This window comes from Ramlibacter sp. G4-7 (assembly GCF_057784995.1).
Window position 1 is genome coordinate 1 of the sequence record NZ_JBYNTT010000009.1, and the last position, 15,743, is coordinate 15,743.

Genomic DNA, 15,743 nt, shown 5'->3' on the forward strand with positions numbered 1-15,743 from the left:
CGCCAGGCCTTGCCCGCCTGGACTCACTTCTACAACTGGCACCGGCCCCACCACGGCATCAGCCTGATGCCTCCCGTGTCTCGTCTTTCGATTCCTCGAAAGAACCTCTTGACACTCCACACCTAGCCGCAGCGCACGGCGGTGATCTTGTTGTCCGCGTCGACCACCACGTTGACGCGCTCGGCCAGGAACTCCAGCGTCACGGCCTGGTTCGGCCGCAGGATGCGCGCGATGTGCGCGCCGCTGCGCTGGCGGATCTCCTCGACGAGGGGCGCCGTCTGCGCGCGGCCGATGGCGTACTGGGCGGCATCGGCGTGGCAGCTCGCGCCCGGCGGCGGCGGTGGCGGCGCGGCGAAGGGGGCCTGGGGCTGCTGCGCGCACGCGGCGAGCAGCAGCGCGCAGGCCGCAGCGATGGGCCGGCGCATCGCGCTCACCCCTTCTTCTTCTCGGACCACAGCTCGCCGCCGGTGGCCCAGTCGGAGGGCTTGATGTCGAACAGCAGGATGTCGACCGACTCGGGCTTGCTGCCCAGGGTGTCCACGCAGGCCTGCGTGATCGCCTTGACGAGGTTTCTCTTCTGTTCGGGCGTGCGTCCCTCGAACAGGTCGACGCGGATGGTGGGCATGGGCGTTCTCCTGGGCAAAGAGCGTAGTCTGCCGTGTTCCGGCGGCGCGGTTGCTAAGATGCGCGCCGGCCCGCCTGCCGCCGTGACGGCTCGCCGGGGCCGCACAACGACAACGACCTTGCATGCGGCTGCCCGCGGCCGCTCCCGTCCTTGACCCTGATCACCATCCTTCTCGCGACACTGGCCGCCGGCATCGGCAGCGTGTGGCTCGCCGCGGCCCTCATGCGCCTGGGCTGGCAGGACCCCGGCGCGGGCGCGGCGGGGCGCGGGCTGCCGGAACAGCATCTCCTGAGCCTCGCCGCCGGCGCCTTGCTGTCCACCGCGTTCATGCACCTGCTGCCGGAGGCGATGGAGAGCGGCCGCAACGTGCAGCCGCTGTTCGCGACGCTGCTGGTGGGCCTGGTGTTCTTCTTCCTCCTGGACAAGGCCGAACTCTGGCACCACGGCCACGAGCACCACCATGGCGGCGAAGCGGCGCAAGGGCACGTTCACGGCCCGCACGCGCACGTTCACGCGCCGACGCAGGCGCATGGGCATGGGCATGCAAATGTCCATGCACCGCGGCACGGCGAAGCGCGCGCCGGCGGCTGGACGGTGCTGGCGGGCGACAGCGTGCACTGCTTCGGCGACGGCATCCTCATCGCGTCGGCCTTCGTGGCCAACCCGAAGCTGGGCGCCGTCGCGGCGATCGCGGTGCTCGCCCACGAAGTGCCGCACCACATCGGCGACCTTGCGGTGCTGCGCCAGACCAGCGGCAGCCGGCGGGCCGCGCTCGTCAAGCTGACGCTCGCCGGTGCGATCACGCCGCTGGGCGGCCTGGTGGGCTGGTGGCTGGTGGACCAGCTCGCGGCCTACCTGCCTTACTTCCTGGTCGTGGCGAGCAGCAGCTTCATCTACGTCGCGCTCGCGGACCTGATTCCGCAGCTGCAGAAACGCCTGGGCGCTCGCGAGACGCTCGCCCAGATCGCCTGGCTGCTGGTGGGCATCGCGCTGGTGGTGGCGGTCAGCGCGCTGGCCCATCACGACTGAGGCTCAGTAGCGGTAGCCGTTGTCGGGGCGGCGATCCCAGCGGTTCGGCACGCCGTCACCGTCACGGTCGCGGTCCCAGCGATTCGGAATGCCGTCGCGGTCCTGGTCGCGGCGGTGGTGTCGCTGGTAGGAGTGCCCATGGCGATGGGGCTGGGGCGCACCGTAGTACTGCGGGCCGGTCACGATGTAGCCCGGCTGCGTGTAGACGGGGTAGTAGGGGGCGCCGATCTGCACCTGCACCGACGTGCGGGCATGCGCGGCCGGGGCGGCGAACGCGGCAGCGAGCGCGACGCCGCCCAGCAGAGTCATCCAGCTTGTCTTCTTCATGCGAGTCTCCCGTGTTGGTGAGCGCATGGTGCGTGCTGCTTGTGAAGCGCATTGCACCGCCGTGCAAACGGCAGGTGAACGGAACAGCAGTCCTACATGCCAACGGATGTTGTCCGACAGGCTGCGCCTGACGTGCGTCCTACGCTGACTGTGCCGAGCGCGACCGGCGTCGTCGCGCATCGGACCACATCCAATCGCGAAGGAGAGAAACACATGGCGTCTCGTGATGACGAAGACCGCGACCGGCAAGGCCGCTGGGGCAGCAGTGGCAGCGACCAGCAACAGGGTCGCGGCCAGGGGTACGGTGGCGGCGAGTCCCGTGGCGGCTCGGGTGGCCAGGGCGGCTACGGTTCGCAGGGCTCGCAGGCTTCCCAGGGTGGACAGGGTTCGCAGGGTTCACAGGGCGGCTGGGGCCGCTCGGGATCGGAATTCGGTTCCCAGCAGTCCTCCGGCTATGGCGGTTACGGCGGCCAGGACCACGGCTACGGCCGCGGCTCCCCGGGTTCCGAGTACGGCGGCGGCTATGGGCAAAGCGGCGGCGGCTACGGCCAGAGCGGCGGCAGCTACGGCCAGAGTGGCGGCGGCCAGGGGCAGGGCGGTTACGGCGGGCAGGGCGGCTACGGCGGCCAGGGCGGCAGCGGCAGCTACGGTGGCCAGTCGGGCCAGAGCGACTGGAACCGCTACGGCGGCCAGCAAGGCAGCTGGGGTGGCGGCCAGGGCGGCGGCATGCATGGCAGCTACGGCCAGGGCAGCGGCCAGGGCGGCAGCAGCTACGGGCAGATGGGCAGCAGCGGCCAGGGCGGCAGCAGCAGCTACGGCCAGGGCGGCAGCGGCGGCTACGGCCAGATGGGCGGCGGCACCTATGGGCAAGGCAGCGGCGGCTACCCGGGTGGCGGCTACGGCCAGAGCGGCGGCGGCTATGGCAGCACCCAGGGCGGTCCGAGCCAGGGTTACGGTCAAGGCGGCCAGGGCCAAGGCAGCGGCGGCAGCGGCTACGGCAGCTACGGCGGCGGCATGGGGAGCATGGGCCAGGGCAACTACAGCGGCGGCCAAGGCTACGGCGGCTCGCAGGCCAGCCAGGGCTATGGCGGCAGCCAGGGTGGCGGCTACGGCAGCAGCCAGGGCAGCTACGGCCAGGGCAGCCAGGGCGGGTACGGCGGCAGCCAGGGGCAGGGCGGCCGGTCCGGCGGCGGCTACGGCCAGAGCGACTGGGGCCAGGGCGGCGGCTACGGCAGCCAGGGTCCCAGCTGGCAGCAGGGCGGCGGCACGGGCGGCCAATCGTATGGCGGCAGCCAGAGCCAGGGCCACCACGACCCCGAGTACCACCAGTGGCGCGAAGAGCAGATCCGCAACCTGGACAACGACTACCACTCCTGGCGGCAGGAACGCTATCGCAAGTTCAGCGACGAGTTCACCAACTGGCGCAACAGCCGCAGCGGCGGCCAGGGGCAGAACGACATGTCCGGGTCCTCGGGCTCTTCCGGCTCTTCCAGCCATGGCCAGGGGTCGGGCGGCAGCAGCGGCATGGGAAGCCCGGGTTCGTCGGGCTCCGGCTCCTCCGGCAACGCGGGGATGTCCGGCAGCTCCGGCATGTCCGGCAGTTCGGGTTCGGCGGGCGGGTCCGGGTCCTCGGGCAGCTACGGCTCCACGGGCCAGAGCGGCTCCAGCAGCCTGGGCGGCTCCAGTGGCATGGGCAGCGCCGGCACCTCCATGAGCGGCGGCACGGCCAACCCCTCGAGCGTCGGTTCCGGCAGCAGCAGCGGCTCCTCCGGCACCACCGGCAGCAGCGGGTCGGGCAGCAGCTCGGGCAGCAGCACGAAGAAATAGGCCATTGAAGTTGATGCGGCGCCGTGCGAGCGGCGCCGTTTTTTTGTCTGCAACAAAAACCAGGGAGATCCTCATGAAAGCACGCCCCGTCCTCCTGCCCGCAGTGCTCGGGCTGGCCTTGTCCTTCGGCGCCGTCCAGGCGCAGACCACCGGCGCCGGCACTTCCGCCACCGGCGGCCAGTCCTCGCCGGCCGCGCAGCCCGGAGCGGGCACGCGCAACACGCCGGCCAAGAAGGACGACGTCGCCCGCGGCGACCGCAAGTTCATCGAGGCGGCTGCCGGCAGCGGCATGTTCGAGGTGCAAGTCGCCCAGCTCGCCGCCAGCAAGGCGACCGACCCCGCGGTCAAGAGCTTCGCGAGCATGCTGGTCGACCACCACACGGCCGCCAACAACGAGCTGGTGAAGATCGCCAACGGACGCGGCGTCGAACTGCCCGCGGCGCCCAAGCACTCGCTGCGCCGCGACATCGAGAAGCTCGGCAAGAAGAAGAACGGCGAGGAATTCGACCGCGAGTTCGTGCGCCAGGTGGGCATCGAGGCGCACAAGAAGGACATCAAGCTGTTCGAGAAGGCCGGCAAGGACGCCCGGGATCCCGAACTCAAGGCCTTCGCGAACAAGACCCTGCCGGTCCTGCGCGACCACCTCGCCGCGGCAGAGAAACTGCCGCAATCGGGCAAGAATGCCGCGACAATGGGGGCCAACAAGAAATAGCGAAACGAGGCGGGGAGCGTGAACAGGAGTTGCGCGATGCGCTGGACAAAGTACGTCTTGTTTGCCACCGCCGCACTGGCGGCCTGGCCGCTCTTCGCCGCCGCGTCCCCGGGTGGCTATGCCGCCGCCGCCGCCGCCGAGGCGAAACCGCTGCCGCCCGCGCAGCGCCTGGAGCGCCGCTTCCTGCAGATCGCCGCCGCCAACCTGCGCTTCCAGTCCGAAGCCTCGCGGCTGGCGCAGGTGCGCACCAACAACCCGGCCGTCAAGGACCTGGCGAACACGCTGCTCTCGCGCCAGCAGACCGCGCAGCCCGAGCTGCTGCGCCTGCTGCACGTGCGCGGCATGGCGCCGCCCATGCCCACCAACGAGCACGGAAAGATCCTCAAGCAGCTCGCCAAGCTCAGTGGCGCCAAGTTCGACCGGCTCTATGTCGACGAGGTGGTCATGCGCTCCTACCAGGCCGACATCGCCAACTACGAGAAGGTGGCCGCGCAGGCCGAAGACCCGGTGCTCAAGGCCTGGATCGACCGCCAGCTGCCCACCCTGCGCTTCCACTACGCGAAGGCCGGCAAGGCATTGCCCAGCGCGTCACTGCGCGGGCAACGCGCGGTCTGATGGCGATGGCGTTGCGTCGCGCGGCGAGCCGCGCGCGGAATGTCACTTCGGGCTGTAGCCCGTCACGCGCCAGCGGCCGTCGCTCTCGCGCACGGTCGTGACCGTCTCCTCGACTTCCTTGGTGGCGAACTTGGTGACGAACACCACCGTCACGTAGTCGCCGTCGGGGCGGCCGGGCAGCGTCTTCTTGTACACGGCGATGCCGGGCGTGCGCTCGACCAGGGCGCCCCAGGGTTCGCGCACCTTGGGCACGTTGTCCATCCACGTGCCCAGCGGCACGCTCTGGCGGAAGACGCCGCTGGACGCGTCCCAGGCCGTGCCCCAGTCCTTGCGGTCCAGGAGCAGCAGCCAGGCATGGGCGGCGTTCTGGCCGGCCTTCTCGAATTCGGGATTGCTGATGATGCCGTTGGCTCCCACCGCCGGCGCCGCCGGCGCCGCCGATGCGGCCGTGGCTGCAGGGGCGCTTGCCGCCGGCGGCTTGAGCTGCGCCTGGGCGGCGGCCGCGACGACGAGGCCGGCGGCCAGCAGGCCAAGGCGCACACGCTTGTTCATTCTTTCGTACTCCAGGAGACAGGGGGCAAAGTCTAGCCGCTGCGGTCCCCCGTCCCGCCGCTGTACATCCCTTTACCGCCCTTTTACCCGCAGCAGCTGCCGCAGCATGGCCGCGCCGACCTGGCCCTGGTCCTCGTGGTTGGTGTTGAAGACGACGTGCACCTTCCGTGCCAGCGTGGACAGGTGCTCGAGCTCCGGCACCATGGCCGCCAGCTCGTCGGCGCTGTACTGATAGTCGAAGCGCGCGGAAGAGGCCGCCAGGCCCTTCCTGTTCCAGGTGTCCTTGTTGCGCCCGTGCAGGCGCACGATGGCCAGGCGCGGGTTGGTCACGTCCCACACGCAAGGCACGCAATTGGCGAAGCCCTGCGGCGAATCGACCACCGTGTGCACCAGGCCCAGGCGTCGCTCCCATTCCAGCGTGCGCTCCAGGTGCTCGTCTAAGAACCAGGTCTCTTGGCGGAACTCCGCCGCCACGAGGTGGCCCTGCATCTGCTCGGCGCAATGCTCCACGTGCGCCATGCTCGCGCGGTTGCGCAGCAGCCAGGGCGCGAACTGGAAGTGCACCGCGCCCAGCTTGCCCGCGGCCTGCAGCGGCGCGAGCGCGGCGCGGAAGCGCCGCCACAGCTCGGCGCGGATCTCGCCGGGCAGCTTCTCGTAGTACAGGGTGGCCGGCAGCGCGGGGCCCAGCGCCCTTTGCAGGTCGCGGTCCAGCGCGGAGGGCTGTGCCTGGTGGCCGGTGAAGAGGCGGAACGCCTTGACGTTGAACGTGAAGTCCGCGGGGGTGCGCTCGGCCCACAGCTGCGCCGTCTGCGGCAAGGGCATCGCGTAGTAGCTCGCGTCGACTTCCACCAGCGGGAACTGCTGCGCGTAGAAGCGCAGGCGCTGTTCGGCCGTGCGGCAGGCCGGCGGATAGAAGCGGCCGCAGGCGATCAGGGTCTTGTCGGTCCAGGAAGCGGAGCCGACGAGGATCTCGGAAGTCACTGGATTAATATACAGGGTCATGCAGCACCCGGACCCGCTCGAATCCCTCAACCCGCAGCAGCGGGAGGCCGCCGCGCATGGCACCGGCGACACGGCCGGCGACACGCGGCCGCTGCTGGTCATCGCGGGCGCGGGCTCGGGCAAGACGAACACGCTCGCGCATCGCGTCGCGAACCTGATCCGCCACGGCGCGGATCCGCAGCGCATGATGCTGCTCACCTTCAGCCGGCGCGCCGCGCAGGAGATGGAGCGGCGCGCCGGCAGCGTGCTGCACAAGGCCCTGGGGCTGGCCGCCACGCAGGCCGTGCCCGGCCTGCCGTGGAGCGGCACCTTCCACGGCATAGGCGCGCGGCTGCTGCGCGAGTACGCCCCGCGCATCGGGCTGGAGGAGAACTTCACCATCCACGACCGCGGCGACGCCGAGGACCTGATGGGGCTCGTGCGCCACGAGATCGGCTTGTCGGACACGAAGAAGCGCTTCCCGCTCAAGGGCACCTGCCTCGGGATCTACTCGCGCGTGATGAACACGCGCGACCCGCTGGGGCTGGTGCTGCAGTCCATCTACCCCTGGTGCACGCAGTGGGAGGACGAGCTCAGGAAGCTGTTCGGGGCCTATGTGGAGGCCAAGCAGCAGCAGAACGTGCTGGACTACGACGACCTGCTCGCGTTCTGGGCGGACATGGTCGCCGAGCCCGCCCTCGCGCAGGAAATCGGCGCGCGCTTCGACCACGTCCTGGTCGACGAATACCAGGACACCAACAAGCTGCAGGCGGACATCATCCTCGCCATGAAGCCCACCGGGCAGGGCGTCACGGTGGTGGGCGACGACGCGCAGAGCATCTACGCCTTCCGCGGCGCCACCGTGCGCAACATCCTGGATTTCCCGCGCCAGTTCACGCAGGAGGCGCGCGTGGTCGCCCTGGAGCGCAACTACCGCAGCATCCAGCCCATCCTCGACGCGAGCAATGCGGTGATCTCCGCCGCCCGTGAGCGCCATGCGAAGAACCTGTTCACCGACAAGGCGTCCAGCCAGCGCGCGCAGCTGGTGCTCGTGCCCGACGAGGCGCAGCAGGCACGCTGGGTCGCCGACCAGGTCCTGCGGCAGCGCGAGGCGGGCAGCACGCTGAAGTCGCAGTCCGTGCTGTTCCGCACCAGCCACCACAGCGCCGCGCTGGAGCTGGAACTGGCCCGGCGCAACATCCCCTTCGTGAAGTTCGGCGGCCTCAAGTTCCTGGAGGCCGCGCACATCAAGGACGTGATGGGCGTGCTGCGCTTCGCGCACAACCCGCGCGGCCGCATGGCGGGCTTCCGTGTCGTGCAACTGGTGCCGGGTATCGGCGCCGCCACCGCAACGCGCTTGCTCGACGCGATGGCGGAAGCGAGCGCGCCGCACGAGGCGCTGCAGTCCTTCGAGCCACCGGCGGCGGCGAAGGAGGAGTGGACCCGGCTGGCGGCGCTGCTGGCGCAGCTGCAGGCACCGGGCCTCGCCTGGCCGGCCGACATGGAACTGGCCAAGACCTGGTACCTGCCGCTGCTGGAGCGCATGCACGACGACGCGCAGGTGCGCAAGCTCGACGTCGAGCAGCTCGCGCGCCTGGCGGCCGGCTATGCGAGCCGCGAACGCTTCATCACCGAGCTCACCCTGGACCCGCCGGAAGTCACCAGCGACCACAGCGGGCCGCCCTTGCGCGACGAGGACTACCTGATCCTGTCCACGATCCACAGCGCCAAGGGCCAGGAGTGGAAGGCCGTGCACGTGCTCAACGTGGTGGACGGCTGCATCCCGAGCGACATGGCGACGGGCACGAGCGAGGAGCTGGAGGAGGAGCGTCGGCTGCTGTACGTGGCCATGACGCGCGCCAGGGAGCACCTGCACCTGCTGGTGCCGCAACGCTTCTATGTCTCGCAGCAGTCCGGCGGCGGCGACCGCCACATCTACGCCGGGCGCACGCGCTTCATCAGCGAAGCCATGCTGGCGCAGTTCGAGCAGCTCACCTGGCCGCAGGCCGACCCCGCGCAGGGAGCGCCGGGCGCGCAGCCGCAGGCGCCCGTGATGCAGGTGCGCGCCCGCGCTCGCGCGGCCTGGCGCTGACCCCGCTCTCGCGGGCAGAGTTCAGCCGATGCGCCGGGCCGGCAAGGGCAGGGCGATTCCTACCCGCAGCCCCTGTGCGAACCGACAGCCTGCGCGACCGGCAAGCCTAGATTGGGTCCATGGCCGCAGCAGGAACAAGCGGCCGTTCCCAACCACCAAGGAGCAAACCATGGCATCGCGCAGTTCTTCCAGTTCCTCTTCTTCCAAGCCCTCTTCGTCGTCCTCGTCGAAGTCCAGCCGCGCCCAGGCCGCGAGCAAGGGCGGCAAGGCCAGCACGCAGAACAGCCGTGCCCAGAGCGAGCGCGCCAGCGCCAAGGGCAGCAAGAGCTCCAGCAGCCGCTCTTCGAAGAGCCCGAGCAAGTAACGCCGCGCGAATGAGGGGGCGGGGCCCGCAGGTCCCTTCCCCCATCGCACCTCCCGATGCCTGGCCGCTCTCGCCGCCAGGCTTTTTCGTTTCCAAAGGAAATCCCATGCAGTCCCCCAGCAAGAACCAAGGCGCGGCCAACGACGGCGCCGTCCTCCCCGGCACGACAAGCCCCGGCAACGAGGGCGCTCGCGGCAGCCGCGGACAGGCCAACAGCGGCGCGCAATCCGGCAACCCGGACGGCCCGGCGCAGCAGCGCCCGCCCGCCCAGGGCACCCCCGACCTGCGCAAGGACGACGCGCAGGGCGGCGGCGGGGTGGCCAGCGACAGCAGCCGCTCGAGGTAGCGGGTCCGCCACAATGGAGGGATGCGCTTTGCGAGTTCCTCCAACTTCCGCCGCGTAGGCACCGGCCCGGCGCCGGGTCTGCCCCTGCGCAATCTCTATCGCTCCGACCATCTCGGTGCCCTCGACCAGGCCGACGCGGCGCAGATCCGCGCGCTCGGCATCAGGCGCGTGCTGGATTTCCGCGGCGTGAACGAGCGCACCAGCGCGGCCTGCCGGCTGCCCGACGTCACGGTGCACTCGCTGCCGATCGAACCGACGATCGTGCAGACGCTGACCGAGTTGCTGGCGGCCGGCCAGCGCCTCACGGCCGCCGACATGGCCTTCCACATGCAGGACACCTACCGCGGCTTCGTGCGCCACAACACGCCGCGCTTCGCCGAGTTCTTCCAGCACCTGCTCGCCTCCGACGAGCCCACCGTGTTCCATTGCACCGCGGGCAAGGACCGCACGGGCTTCGCCGCGGCGCTGCTGCTCAAGGCGGTGGGCGTGCCGCAAGAGGAGGTGGTCCGCGACTACCTGCTCACGAACGACCGCCTGCAGCTGCCCGAGGCCTCGCGCATGGGACTGCCGCGCGAGGCCATGGAAGTCCTGTGGCGGGTGCAGCCGTCCTTCCTGCAAGCGGCCTTCGACGAGGTCGATGCGGCCTACGGCTCGCTGGAAACCTATTACCGGGAAGGCCTGGGGCTGGGGGACGCGGAGCGCCAGGCGCTGCGCCAGCTTTACACGGACCCGGACAGCCGGTCGCGAACGTAGTCTTCCTGCTGGGCCCCGCGCCCGCTTCCTACGCAAGTCCCCGGGCCGAGCCGACAGGTCTGCCATTGCGGCGGGCGAACACTCCGTGACAGGGCAGCTTCAAAGGCTGCCGTACAAGTCGTTCAAAAGGAGTCCGCGATGCCCAACCAGGAACAATCCCGTGACGGGATGCCGCGCAAGGACGCAGACCGGCCTTCGCCGGACGTGAACAAGGCCGGCGACGGCCAGGCTTCCGCCCGCGGCACCAGCAGCGAATCGCCTTCCGCCCAGGATTACCGTGGCGACGGCCCGGCGAAGGTGGGCATCACCAGCGACCAGCAACCGGACCTCGTGGCCCCGTCCGGCGTCAACGAGCGCAACCAGGGTGCGGCCGAGGACGGCCCCGCGGCCGGGGGCGCGCTGAACTTCGACGACGGCACCGACGCGATCCATCCGCGCGGCAAGGTCACCGGCACCGGCGGCACCTGGAACGAGAAGGGCGCCAGCGACAGCGGCAAGCTGGGGACGCCGAACCCGGGCCTGTCCGATCGCAACGGTCCGAGCGACCCCGATGCCAAACGCGGTCGCTAAGGCGGTGCGGGGAGGAGGCAACATGGTTTACGCAATCTTCTCCGCCTCGGTCCTGCTGGCCATCGGCGCGATCTACGCCGGTGCCGTCGGATGGCTGTACTTCCGCCAGGAACGCCTGCTGTTCGAACCGGACCCCCTGCCGCAGGACGAGCCGATCTGCGACGACCCGGACACCCGCGAGTTCTTCGTGGAAGTGCCCGGCGCGCGCCTGTCGGTCGCGCAGATGAAGCGGCCCGAGCCGCGCGGCGTCTTCTTCTTCCTGCACGGCAACTCCGGCAACCTGAAGAAGTGGTTCGTGGAGCTCGATGCGTTCCGGCAGGCCAACTTCGACGTGGTGATGTTCGACTACCGGGGCTTCGGCAAGAGCAGCGGCCAGATCGAGAGCGAAGAGCAGCTGCACGCGGACGTGGCCGCCGTCTGGCAGCACTTCGCGCCCCTGTACGAAGGCAAGCGGGTGGTCATCTCCGGCCAGTCGCTGGGCACGGGCCTGGCCGCCAGCCTGGCGGCCAACCTCGGATCGCACGGGCAGGCCCCGGACCTCACGCTGCTGGTGTCCCCCTACAGCAGCATGAAGGCGCTCGCCGCGGAGCTCTATCCCTGGGTGCCGACCCAGGTGCTGCGCTATCCGCTGCAGACGCTGGAACATGCCGCCAAGCTGCTGGGCCCGGTGATGCTGATCCACGGCGAGAAGGACGAGCTCATCCCCATCCACCACAGCGAGAAGCTGTGCGGAGCGATGCGCTCGGCGCAGCTGCTGCGCGTGGACGGCGCCGGCCACAGCGACGTGCACCGTTTCCCCACGGTCCGCAAGGCGCTGCTGTCGGCGCTCGGCCGGCTCTGATCCGCCAAGCCATGGACCACGGCGCCCGCTCCCGCGGGCGCTTTGTCGTGCCCTGAATGGAAACCGCCCTCTGGTCGCTCATCGTCGGCGTGCTGCTGGTGCTCATGGCGCTGGCCGGCAGCGTGCTCAAGCGCCTGCCCCTGTCCACCGCCATGCTGTACCTGCTGGTCGGCCTCGCCGTGAGCCCGCTGCTGCTGCACCTGGTCGCGCCGGTTCCCCGCCTGCACGCGCCGGTGCTCGAGAAGATCGCCGAAGGGGTGGTGCTGCTGTCGCTGTTCACCGCGGGGCTCAAGCTGAGCGCCGGGCTGCGGGACCGGCGCTGGCTGCTGCCGGTGCGACTCGCGCTCAATGCCATGCTGGTCACCGTCGTCCTCATCGCGCTGGTGGCGTACTTTTTCCTCGGCCTGCCACTGGGCGCCTGCATCCTGCTGGGCGCCATCCTGGCGCCGACCGATCCCGTGCTCGCCTCGGAAGTGCAGCTGCAGGAACCGGGCGACCAGGACAAGCTGCGTTTCGCCCTCACCGGCGAAGGCGGTCTGAACGATGGCAGTGCCTTCCCCTTCGTGATGCTGGGGCTGGGCCTCCTGGGCTTGCACGAGCTCGGAACCGGAGGTTGGCGCTGGCTCGCCGTCGACGTGGTGTGGGCAACCGCTGCGGGCCTGGGCTGCGGCTGGCTGCTGGGCATCGCGGTCGGCCGGCTGGTCCTGTACATGCGCCGCGAACACAAGGAGGCGGTGGGCCTGGACGACTTCCTGGCCCTCGGCCTCATCGCGCTGTCCTATGGCTGCGCGCTGCTGCTGCATGCCTACGGTTTCCTCGCCGTGTTCGCCGCTGGCGTGGCCTTGCGGCGGCTGCAGCAGCGCAGCTCCGCCGGCGAGGACAGCCTGCCCGCGATCGAGGAGGCGCTGGTGGACCCCGACCGCAGCCTCGCGGAGAACGTGGCGGTCGACCCGCGCCATGCCCCGGCCTTCATGGCCCGTGCGGTGCTCGCGTTCAACGAGCAGGCGGAGCGCATCGGCGAGGTGGCCGCGGTGATCACCATCGGCGCGCTGCTGTGGGCGGTGCCCTGGAACGACGCGGCCTGGTGGTTCGTGCCGCTGCTGCTGTGCGTGATCCGTCCCCTGTCCGTGCGGCTGGGCCTCGGCCGGTCCCGGGTCTCGCCCGGCCAGCGTTGGCTGATCGGCTGGTTCGGCATCCGCGGGGTCGGTTCGCTGTACTACCTGATGTACGCGCTGAACCACGGACTGCCGCCGCAGCTGGCGGATCCGCTGGTGTCACTGACGCTGTCCGTGGTCGTCGCCTCCATCGTGGTGCACGGCGTTTCCGTGACGCCGCTGATGGCCGCGTACGAGCGCACGGTGCGCCGCAAGCGCCGGGAAGCGTGAGCGGGCCTTTCCTACAGCAGCGCCGTCCTCGGACTGACAACGCCGGACGCGCGCATCTCTAGAGTGGTAAGACCGAGAAAGAGCCATGACTTCCACCTCCAAGACCCCCACGCCCCAGGCTGCGCGCAAGGAACGCGCGAGCGCGGAGCGCCAGAAGGAACTGCAGCCGGCACCCACGGGCGCCAACCGCGGTTCGCCGGCGGCGCCCGTGATGCAACAGTTCGTCAAGACCAAGGCCGAGCGCAACGGCCGTTGAAGCATCTCCGGAGACGCCATGCACCCCATGAACAAACAAGCGCCCGATGCCATCGACCTGCTGGATGCCGACCACCTGGCCGTGCATGCGATGTTCGACGCGTACCGGGAACTCGTGCGCACGCACGCGCCCGCGCTCAAGCGCCGCGCACTGGCCGAGGAGATCTGCATGGAGCTGACGATCCATGCGCGGCTGGAGGAGGAGCTGTTCTACCCTGCGGTGCGCGAGGCGCTGAACGACGAGGAACTGGTGGACGAGGCCGAGGAGCAGCACGGCAGCCAGCGCGAGTTCGTCGCGCAGATCCTGTCGACCGCGCCCGAGGACGCGCTCTACGACGCGCGCGTCGCGGTGCTGGCGGAATACGTCGCGCGGCATGTGCGGCAGGAGCGCGAGCAGGTCTTCAACCGGGCGCTGGCATCGCGCCTGGACCTGCAGTCGCTCGCACGTTCGCTCACCATTCGCAAGGAGGAGTTGCGCTCTGTTTCCGAGGCGCTCAGGGAAGATGCGCTCGCCTCGGCCCTGGCCTGAGGGTGGAACTTTCCTGCCGTGCCTTGTCCTACAGGCTTCGACAGTCCGAGACGACAAGGCGGCAGGGGAGCACCACTAAAGTGAGCCGCAGGCAGCGCGACCTGCTGCCGTCCCTCGATGCACCGAACCAAATCAAGGAGTTCCTGATGATCAAGTCCCCCATCGCGCAATGCGCGGCTCTGGCCCTGATGGCCGCCCTGTCCCTGAGCGCGTGCGGCAAGAAGAACGAGACCCCGACCTCGTCGACCGACTCCACCTCCTCCACGACGTCCAGCACCGTGCCGTCGACGACGACGACGACGCCGCCTAGCGATTCCAGCAGCACCAGCAGCACCGCCGCCGGCGGTTCCATGGGCACCACCCCGTCGACCGGCAGCGGCACGTCCATGGGCGCGTCCGGCTCGGCCACCACGCCGGGCACCAGCGCCGACATGAGCTCCGGCGCCGCCGCCGGCGCCACCCCGGGCTCGACGACCGGCAGCACCACCGGCACGACCCCGGGCGGCACGGCCGCAGCCTCGACCGGCAGCCCAACCGGCACGACCCCCGGTACGACCGGCACGTCCAAGTGATGTCGGCGCGCGCGTCCTGGCTCGTCGCGAGCGTGGCCGCGTGCGCGCTCGCCCTCGGGGCGTGCAGCAAGCGGGTGGACACGAACGCGAACGCTCCGGGCAGTCCCGCCACCGGCAACACCGCGCAAGTGGTGCGGCCGGCCGCGCCGGACGGCCCCTCTGGCGTCGCGGGCTCCGCAGCGCACACCGGCTCGTCCGGCGGCGATGCGGTGCCGGGCACCAGCGGCAGCGGAAGCACGGACGCGAGCGCTCGCAGCCAGACGCAGCCCGGCACCGGCCTCAATGGCGGGCTGGGCAGCGGCACGGCGATGGGAGCCTCGGGCTCCAACGCGCCGGCGGTGAGCAGCGGCAGCGCCAACACCTCGCCAGCCAACGCGGTCGGCACGCGCCCTTGAGGCGCCTGCGCACAGCGTGGAACATGCCGGGCGCGTCCCGGCATTTTTCATGGGCGCTCCTGTTCAGCCCTTGTCGACCGGCAGCCCCGGCGTGCGGCTCCATTCGCTGAAGCTGCCCGCGTACAGGCCGGTCGGCCCGTAGCCGGCGATCTCCATCGCGACCAGGTTGGGCACGGCGCTCACGCCGCTGCCGCACTGGTGGACCACGGTCTGCGGATCGCGGCCGGCCAGCAGCGCGTCGAATTCGGCGCGCAGCTGCTGTGCGTTCTTGAAACGTCCGTCCGCGCCGATGTTCTGCGCGAACGGCCGGTTCAGCGCGCCCGGGATGTGCCCTGCCACCGGATCCAGCGGTTCCACCTCGCCGCGATAGCGCTGCGCCGCGCGTGCGTCGACCAGGGTCTGCGTGCGCTGCCCGAGCTGCGCGCGCACTTCGTCGATCGTCACCAGGCGGCGCAAGGGCGGGCCCAGCTCGAAGTTGCTCTGGAAGTGCGAAGGCTCCAGGCCCGGTCGCACTTCGCCGCCCTCCGCCTGCCAGGCCTGCAGGCCGCCGTCGAGGATGGCCACGCCGTCGTGGCCGGCCCACTTGAGCATCCACCACAGGCGCCCGCAGTAGTTGGCGCCGTTGCGGTCGTACACGACCGCCTGCATGTCGTTGGCGAAGCCCACGCTGGACAGCCACATCGCGAACTTCTCGCGCCGCGGCAGCGGATGCCGGCCCCCCGAGGCGGCGCCTGCGTGCGGCCCGGCCTCGCCGCTGGCGTCCAGCGATCCCTTGTCGCTGAGCGCCGTGTCCAGGTGGGCGTGGACGGCGCCGGGGATGTGCGCCTGCAGGTACTGCTTCTCCCCGATCGTCGTGTCCATGAGGTCGAAGCTGCAGTCGAAGACCATGAGGCGGGCCTTCGCGGCCTGCAGGTCCATCAGCTGGCGGACGGAGATGAGCGTGGTGTACATGGATTCGGCGTTGGGTGGGGCG

General features: G+C 70.5%; 21 protein-coding genes and 1 pseudogene. 15 read left to right on the plus strand and 7 right to left on the minus strand.

Features of this window, described 5'->3' with window-relative positions; genetic code table 11:
- Positions 1-126, plus strand: a pseudogene (locus tag AC3EGR_RS13585) (IS481 family transposase); the annotation flags it as partial.
- On the opposite strand, the gene AC3EGR_RS13590 reads toward AC3EGR_RS13585, so the two are convergent.
- Entirely contained in the window at positions 123-425 is a 303-nt protein-coding gene (locus tag AC3EGR_RS13590) for an I78 family peptidase inhibitor (protein ID WP_488547250.1), read from the minus strand. The pseudogene AC3EGR_RS13585 and the gene AC3EGR_RS13590 overlap by 4 nt on opposite strands.
- Before the next feature lie 5 nt (positions 426-430).
- Positions 431-730 carry a 4-oxalocrotonate tautomerase gene (locus AC3EGR_RS13595; RefSeq protein WP_488547021.1) on the minus strand — a complete coding sequence of 100 codons (300 nt, stop codon included), beginning with the start codon at positions 728-730 and terminating at the stop codon, positions 431-433.
- A 45-nt stretch (positions 731-775) separates the two neighbouring features.
- On the opposite strand from AC3EGR_RS13595, the gene AC3EGR_RS13600 reads away from it, so the two are divergent.
- Positions 776-1,654, plus strand: a complete 879-nt coding sequence (locus AC3EGR_RS13600) for a ZIP family metal transporter (protein ID WP_488547022.1) — start codon at positions 776-778, stop codon at positions 1,652-1,654.
- A 3-nt stretch (positions 1,655-1,657) separates the two neighbouring features.
- On the opposite strand, the gene AC3EGR_RS13605 is transcribed toward AC3EGR_RS13600, so the two are convergent.
- A complete protein-coding gene (locus tag AC3EGR_RS13605) occupies positions 1,658-1,981 on the minus strand; it encodes a thrombospondin type 3 repeat-containing protein (protein ID WP_488547023.1) in 324 nt (107 codons plus the stop codon).
- 213 nt (positions 1,982-2,194) lie between these two features.
- Between AC3EGR_RS13605 and AC3EGR_RS13610 the strand changes: the two genes are divergently transcribed.
- The 3 genes from AC3EGR_RS13610 to AC3EGR_RS13620 all read left to right on the plus strand — a co-directional run bounded on the left by AC3EGR_RS13610 (position 2,195) and on the right by AC3EGR_RS13620 (position 5,135).
- Positions 2,195-3,808, plus strand: coding sequence for a hypothetical protein (locus AC3EGR_RS13610; protein WP_488547024.1), 1,614 nt, complete (start codon positions 2,195-2,197; stop codon positions 3,806-3,808).
- 73 nt (positions 3,809-3,881) lie between these two features.
- Positions 3,882-4,520 (plus strand): DUF4142 domain-containing protein, encoded by a 639-nt coding sequence (locus tag AC3EGR_RS13615; protein ID WP_488547025.1) that lies wholly within the window; start codon positions 3,882-3,884, stop codon positions 4,518-4,520.
- 36 nt (positions 4,521-4,556) lie between these two features.
- Complete coding sequence (locus tag AC3EGR_RS13620; RefSeq protein WP_488547026.1) at positions 4,557-5,135, plus strand: DUF4142 domain-containing protein; 579 nt, start codon at positions 4,557-4,559, stop codon at positions 5,133-5,135.
- Between the two features lie 42 nt (positions 5,136-5,177).
- Here AC3EGR_RS13620 and AC3EGR_RS13625 read toward each other — a convergent pair whose 3' ends face one another.
- Together AC3EGR_RS13625 and AC3EGR_RS13630 are read right to left on the minus strand one after the other, a co-directional pair.
- Entirely contained in the window at positions 5,178-5,687 is a 510-nt protein-coding gene (locus AC3EGR_RS13625; protein ID WP_488547027.1) for a DUF4019 domain-containing protein, read from the minus strand.
- A gap of 72 nt (positions 5,688-5,759) precedes the next feature.
- Positions 5,760-6,668: a DUF72 domain-containing protein gene (locus AC3EGR_RS13630; protein ID WP_488547028.1), complete on the minus strand. Its 909-nt coding sequence runs from the start codon at positions 6,666-6,668 to the stop codon at positions 5,760-5,762.
- Between the two features lie 19 nt (positions 6,669-6,687).
- On the opposite strand from AC3EGR_RS13630, the gene AC3EGR_RS13635 reads away from it, so the two are divergent.
- Complete coding sequence (locus AC3EGR_RS13635; protein ID WP_488547029.1) at positions 6,688-8,760, plus strand: ATP-dependent helicase; 2,073 nt, start codon at positions 6,688-6,690, stop codon at positions 8,758-8,760.
- 21 nt (positions 8,761-8,781) lie between these two features.
- Here the strand turns inward: AC3EGR_RS13635 and AC3EGR_RS13640 are convergent, their stop codons facing one another.
- Positions 8,782-9,120, minus strand: coding sequence for a hypothetical protein (locus tag AC3EGR_RS13640; RefSeq protein WP_488547030.1), 339 nt, complete (start codon positions 9,118-9,120; stop codon positions 8,782-8,784).
- 110 nt (positions 9,121-9,230) lie between these two features.
- On the opposite strand from AC3EGR_RS13640, the gene AC3EGR_RS13645 reads away from it, so the two are divergent.
- From AC3EGR_RS13645 to AC3EGR_RS13685, 9 genes are all read left to right on the plus strand, one after another.
- Positions 9,231-9,470, plus strand: a complete 240-nt coding sequence (locus AC3EGR_RS13645) for a hypothetical protein (RefSeq protein WP_488547031.1) — start codon at positions 9,231-9,233, stop codon at positions 9,468-9,470.
- Between the two features lie 21 nt (positions 9,471-9,491).
- The gene (locus AC3EGR_RS13650; RefSeq protein ID WP_488547032.1) at positions 9,492-10,223 is read left to right on the plus strand and encodes a tyrosine-protein phosphatase; all 732 of its coding nucleotides are present in this window, start codon (positions 9,492-9,494) and stop codon (positions 10,221-10,223) included.
- 138 nt (positions 10,224-10,361) lie between these two features.
- Entirely contained in the window at positions 10,362-10,793 is a 432-nt protein-coding gene (locus AC3EGR_RS13655) for a serine/threonine protein kinase (RefSeq protein ID WP_488547033.1), read from the plus strand.
- 22 nt (positions 10,794-10,815) lie between these two features.
- Positions 10,816-11,634: an alpha/beta hydrolase gene (locus AC3EGR_RS13660; protein WP_488547034.1), complete on the plus strand. Its 819-nt coding sequence runs from the start codon at positions 10,816-10,818 to the stop codon at positions 11,632-11,634.
- Between the two features lie 56 nt (positions 11,635-11,690).
- Positions 11,691-13,019: a cation:proton antiporter gene (locus AC3EGR_RS13665; RefSeq protein WP_488547035.1), complete on the plus strand. Its 1,329-nt coding sequence runs from the start codon at positions 11,691-11,693 to the stop codon at positions 13,017-13,019.
- A gap of 85 nt (positions 13,020-13,104) precedes the next feature.
- Entirely contained in the window at positions 13,105-13,275 is a 171-nt protein-coding gene (locus AC3EGR_RS13670) for a hypothetical protein (RefSeq protein ID WP_488547036.1), read from the plus strand.
- A gap of 27 nt (positions 13,276-13,302) precedes the next feature.
- Positions 13,303-13,803 carry a hemerythrin domain-containing protein gene (locus AC3EGR_RS13675; RefSeq protein WP_488547037.1) on the plus strand — a complete coding sequence of 167 codons (501 nt, stop codon included), beginning with the start codon at positions 13,303-13,305 and terminating at the stop codon, positions 13,801-13,803.
- 146 nt (positions 13,804-13,949) lie between these two features.
- Positions 13,950-14,375, plus strand: a complete 426-nt coding sequence (locus AC3EGR_RS13680) for a hypothetical protein (protein ID WP_488547038.1) — start codon at positions 13,950-13,952, stop codon at positions 14,373-14,375.
- Positions 14,375-14,770, plus strand: a complete 396-nt coding sequence (locus tag AC3EGR_RS13685) for a hypothetical protein (protein WP_488547039.1) — start codon at positions 14,375-14,377, stop codon at positions 14,768-14,770. The genes AC3EGR_RS13680 and AC3EGR_RS13685 overlap by 1 nt, the downstream gene beginning before the upstream one ends.
- Before the next feature lie 63 nt (positions 14,771-14,833).
- Here AC3EGR_RS13685 and AC3EGR_RS13690 read toward each other — a convergent pair whose 3' ends face one another.
- Positions 14,834-15,721, minus strand: a complete 888-nt coding sequence (locus AC3EGR_RS13690) for a sulfurtransferase (protein ID WP_488547040.1) — start codon at positions 15,719-15,721, stop codon at positions 14,834-14,836.
- Positions 15,722-15,743 lie beyond the last annotated feature (22 nt).

Bases quoted from the DNA above. Each gene is read 5' to 3' on its own strand.
- AC3EGR_RS13620 (WP_488547026.1), top strand. From the start codon at position 4,557: ATGCGCTGGACAAAGTACGTCTTGTTTGCCACCGCCGCACTGGCGGCC.
- AC3EGR_RS13660 (WP_488547034.1), top strand. From the start codon at position 10,816: ATGGTTTACGCAATCTTCTCCGCCTCGGTCCTGCTGGCCATCGGCGCG.
- AC3EGR_RS13655 (WP_488547033.1), top strand. From the start codon at position 10,362: ATGCCCAACCAGGAACAATCCCGTGACGGGATGCCGCGCAAGGACGCA.
- AC3EGR_RS13650 (WP_488547032.1), top strand. From the start codon at position 9,492: ATGCGCTTTGCGAGTTCCTCCAACTTCCGCCGCGTAGGCACCGGCCCG.
- AC3EGR_RS13645 (WP_488547031.1), top strand. From the start codon at position 9,231: ATGCAGTCCCCCAGCAAGAACCAAGGCGCGGCCAACGACGGCGCCGTC.
- AC3EGR_RS13680 (WP_488547038.1), top strand. From the start codon at position 13,950: ATGATCAAGTCCCCCATCGCGCAATGCGCGGCTCTGGCCCTGATGGCC.
- AC3EGR_RS13590 (WP_488547250.1), bottom strand. From the start codon at position 425: ATGCGCCGGCCCATCGCTGCGGCCTGCGCGCTGCTGCTCGCCGCGTGC.
- AC3EGR_RS13665 (WP_488547035.1), top strand. From the start codon at position 11,691: ATGGAAACCGCCCTCTGGTCGCTCATCGTCGGCGTGCTGCTGGTGCTC.
- AC3EGR_RS13615 (WP_488547025.1), top strand. From the start codon at position 3,882: ATGAAAGCACGCCCCGTCCTCCTGCCCGCAGTGCTCGGGCTGGCCTTG.
- AC3EGR_RS13605 (WP_488547023.1), bottom strand. From the start codon at position 1,981: ATGAAGAAGACAAGCTGGATGACTCTGCTGGGCGGCGTCGCGCTCGCT.
- AC3EGR_RS13625 (WP_488547027.1), bottom strand. From the start codon at position 5,687: ATGAACAAGCGTGTGCGCCTTGGCCTGCTGGCCGCCGGCCTCGTCGTC.
- AC3EGR_RS13635 (WP_488547029.1), top strand. From the start codon at position 6,688: ATGCAGCACCCGGACCCGCTCGAATCCCTCAACCCGCAGCAGCGGGAG.
- AC3EGR_RS13610 (WP_488547024.1), top strand. From the start codon at position 2,195: ATGGCGTCTCGTGATGACGAAGACCGCGACCGGCAAGGCCGCTGGGGC.
- AC3EGR_RS13690 (WP_488547040.1), bottom strand. From the start codon at position 15,721: ATGTACACCACGCTCATCTCCGTCCGCCAGCTGATGGACCTGCAGGCC.
- AC3EGR_RS13685 (WP_488547039.1), top strand. From the start codon at position 14,375: ATGTCGGCGCGCGCGTCCTGGCTCGTCGCGAGCGTGGCCGCGTGCGCG.
- AC3EGR_RS13675 (WP_488547037.1), top strand. From the start codon at position 13,303: ATGAACAAACAAGCGCCCGATGCCATCGACCTGCTGGATGCCGACCAC.
- AC3EGR_RS13670 (WP_488547036.1), top strand. From the start codon at position 13,105: ATGACTTCCACCTCCAAGACCCCCACGCCCCAGGCTGCGCGCAAGGAA.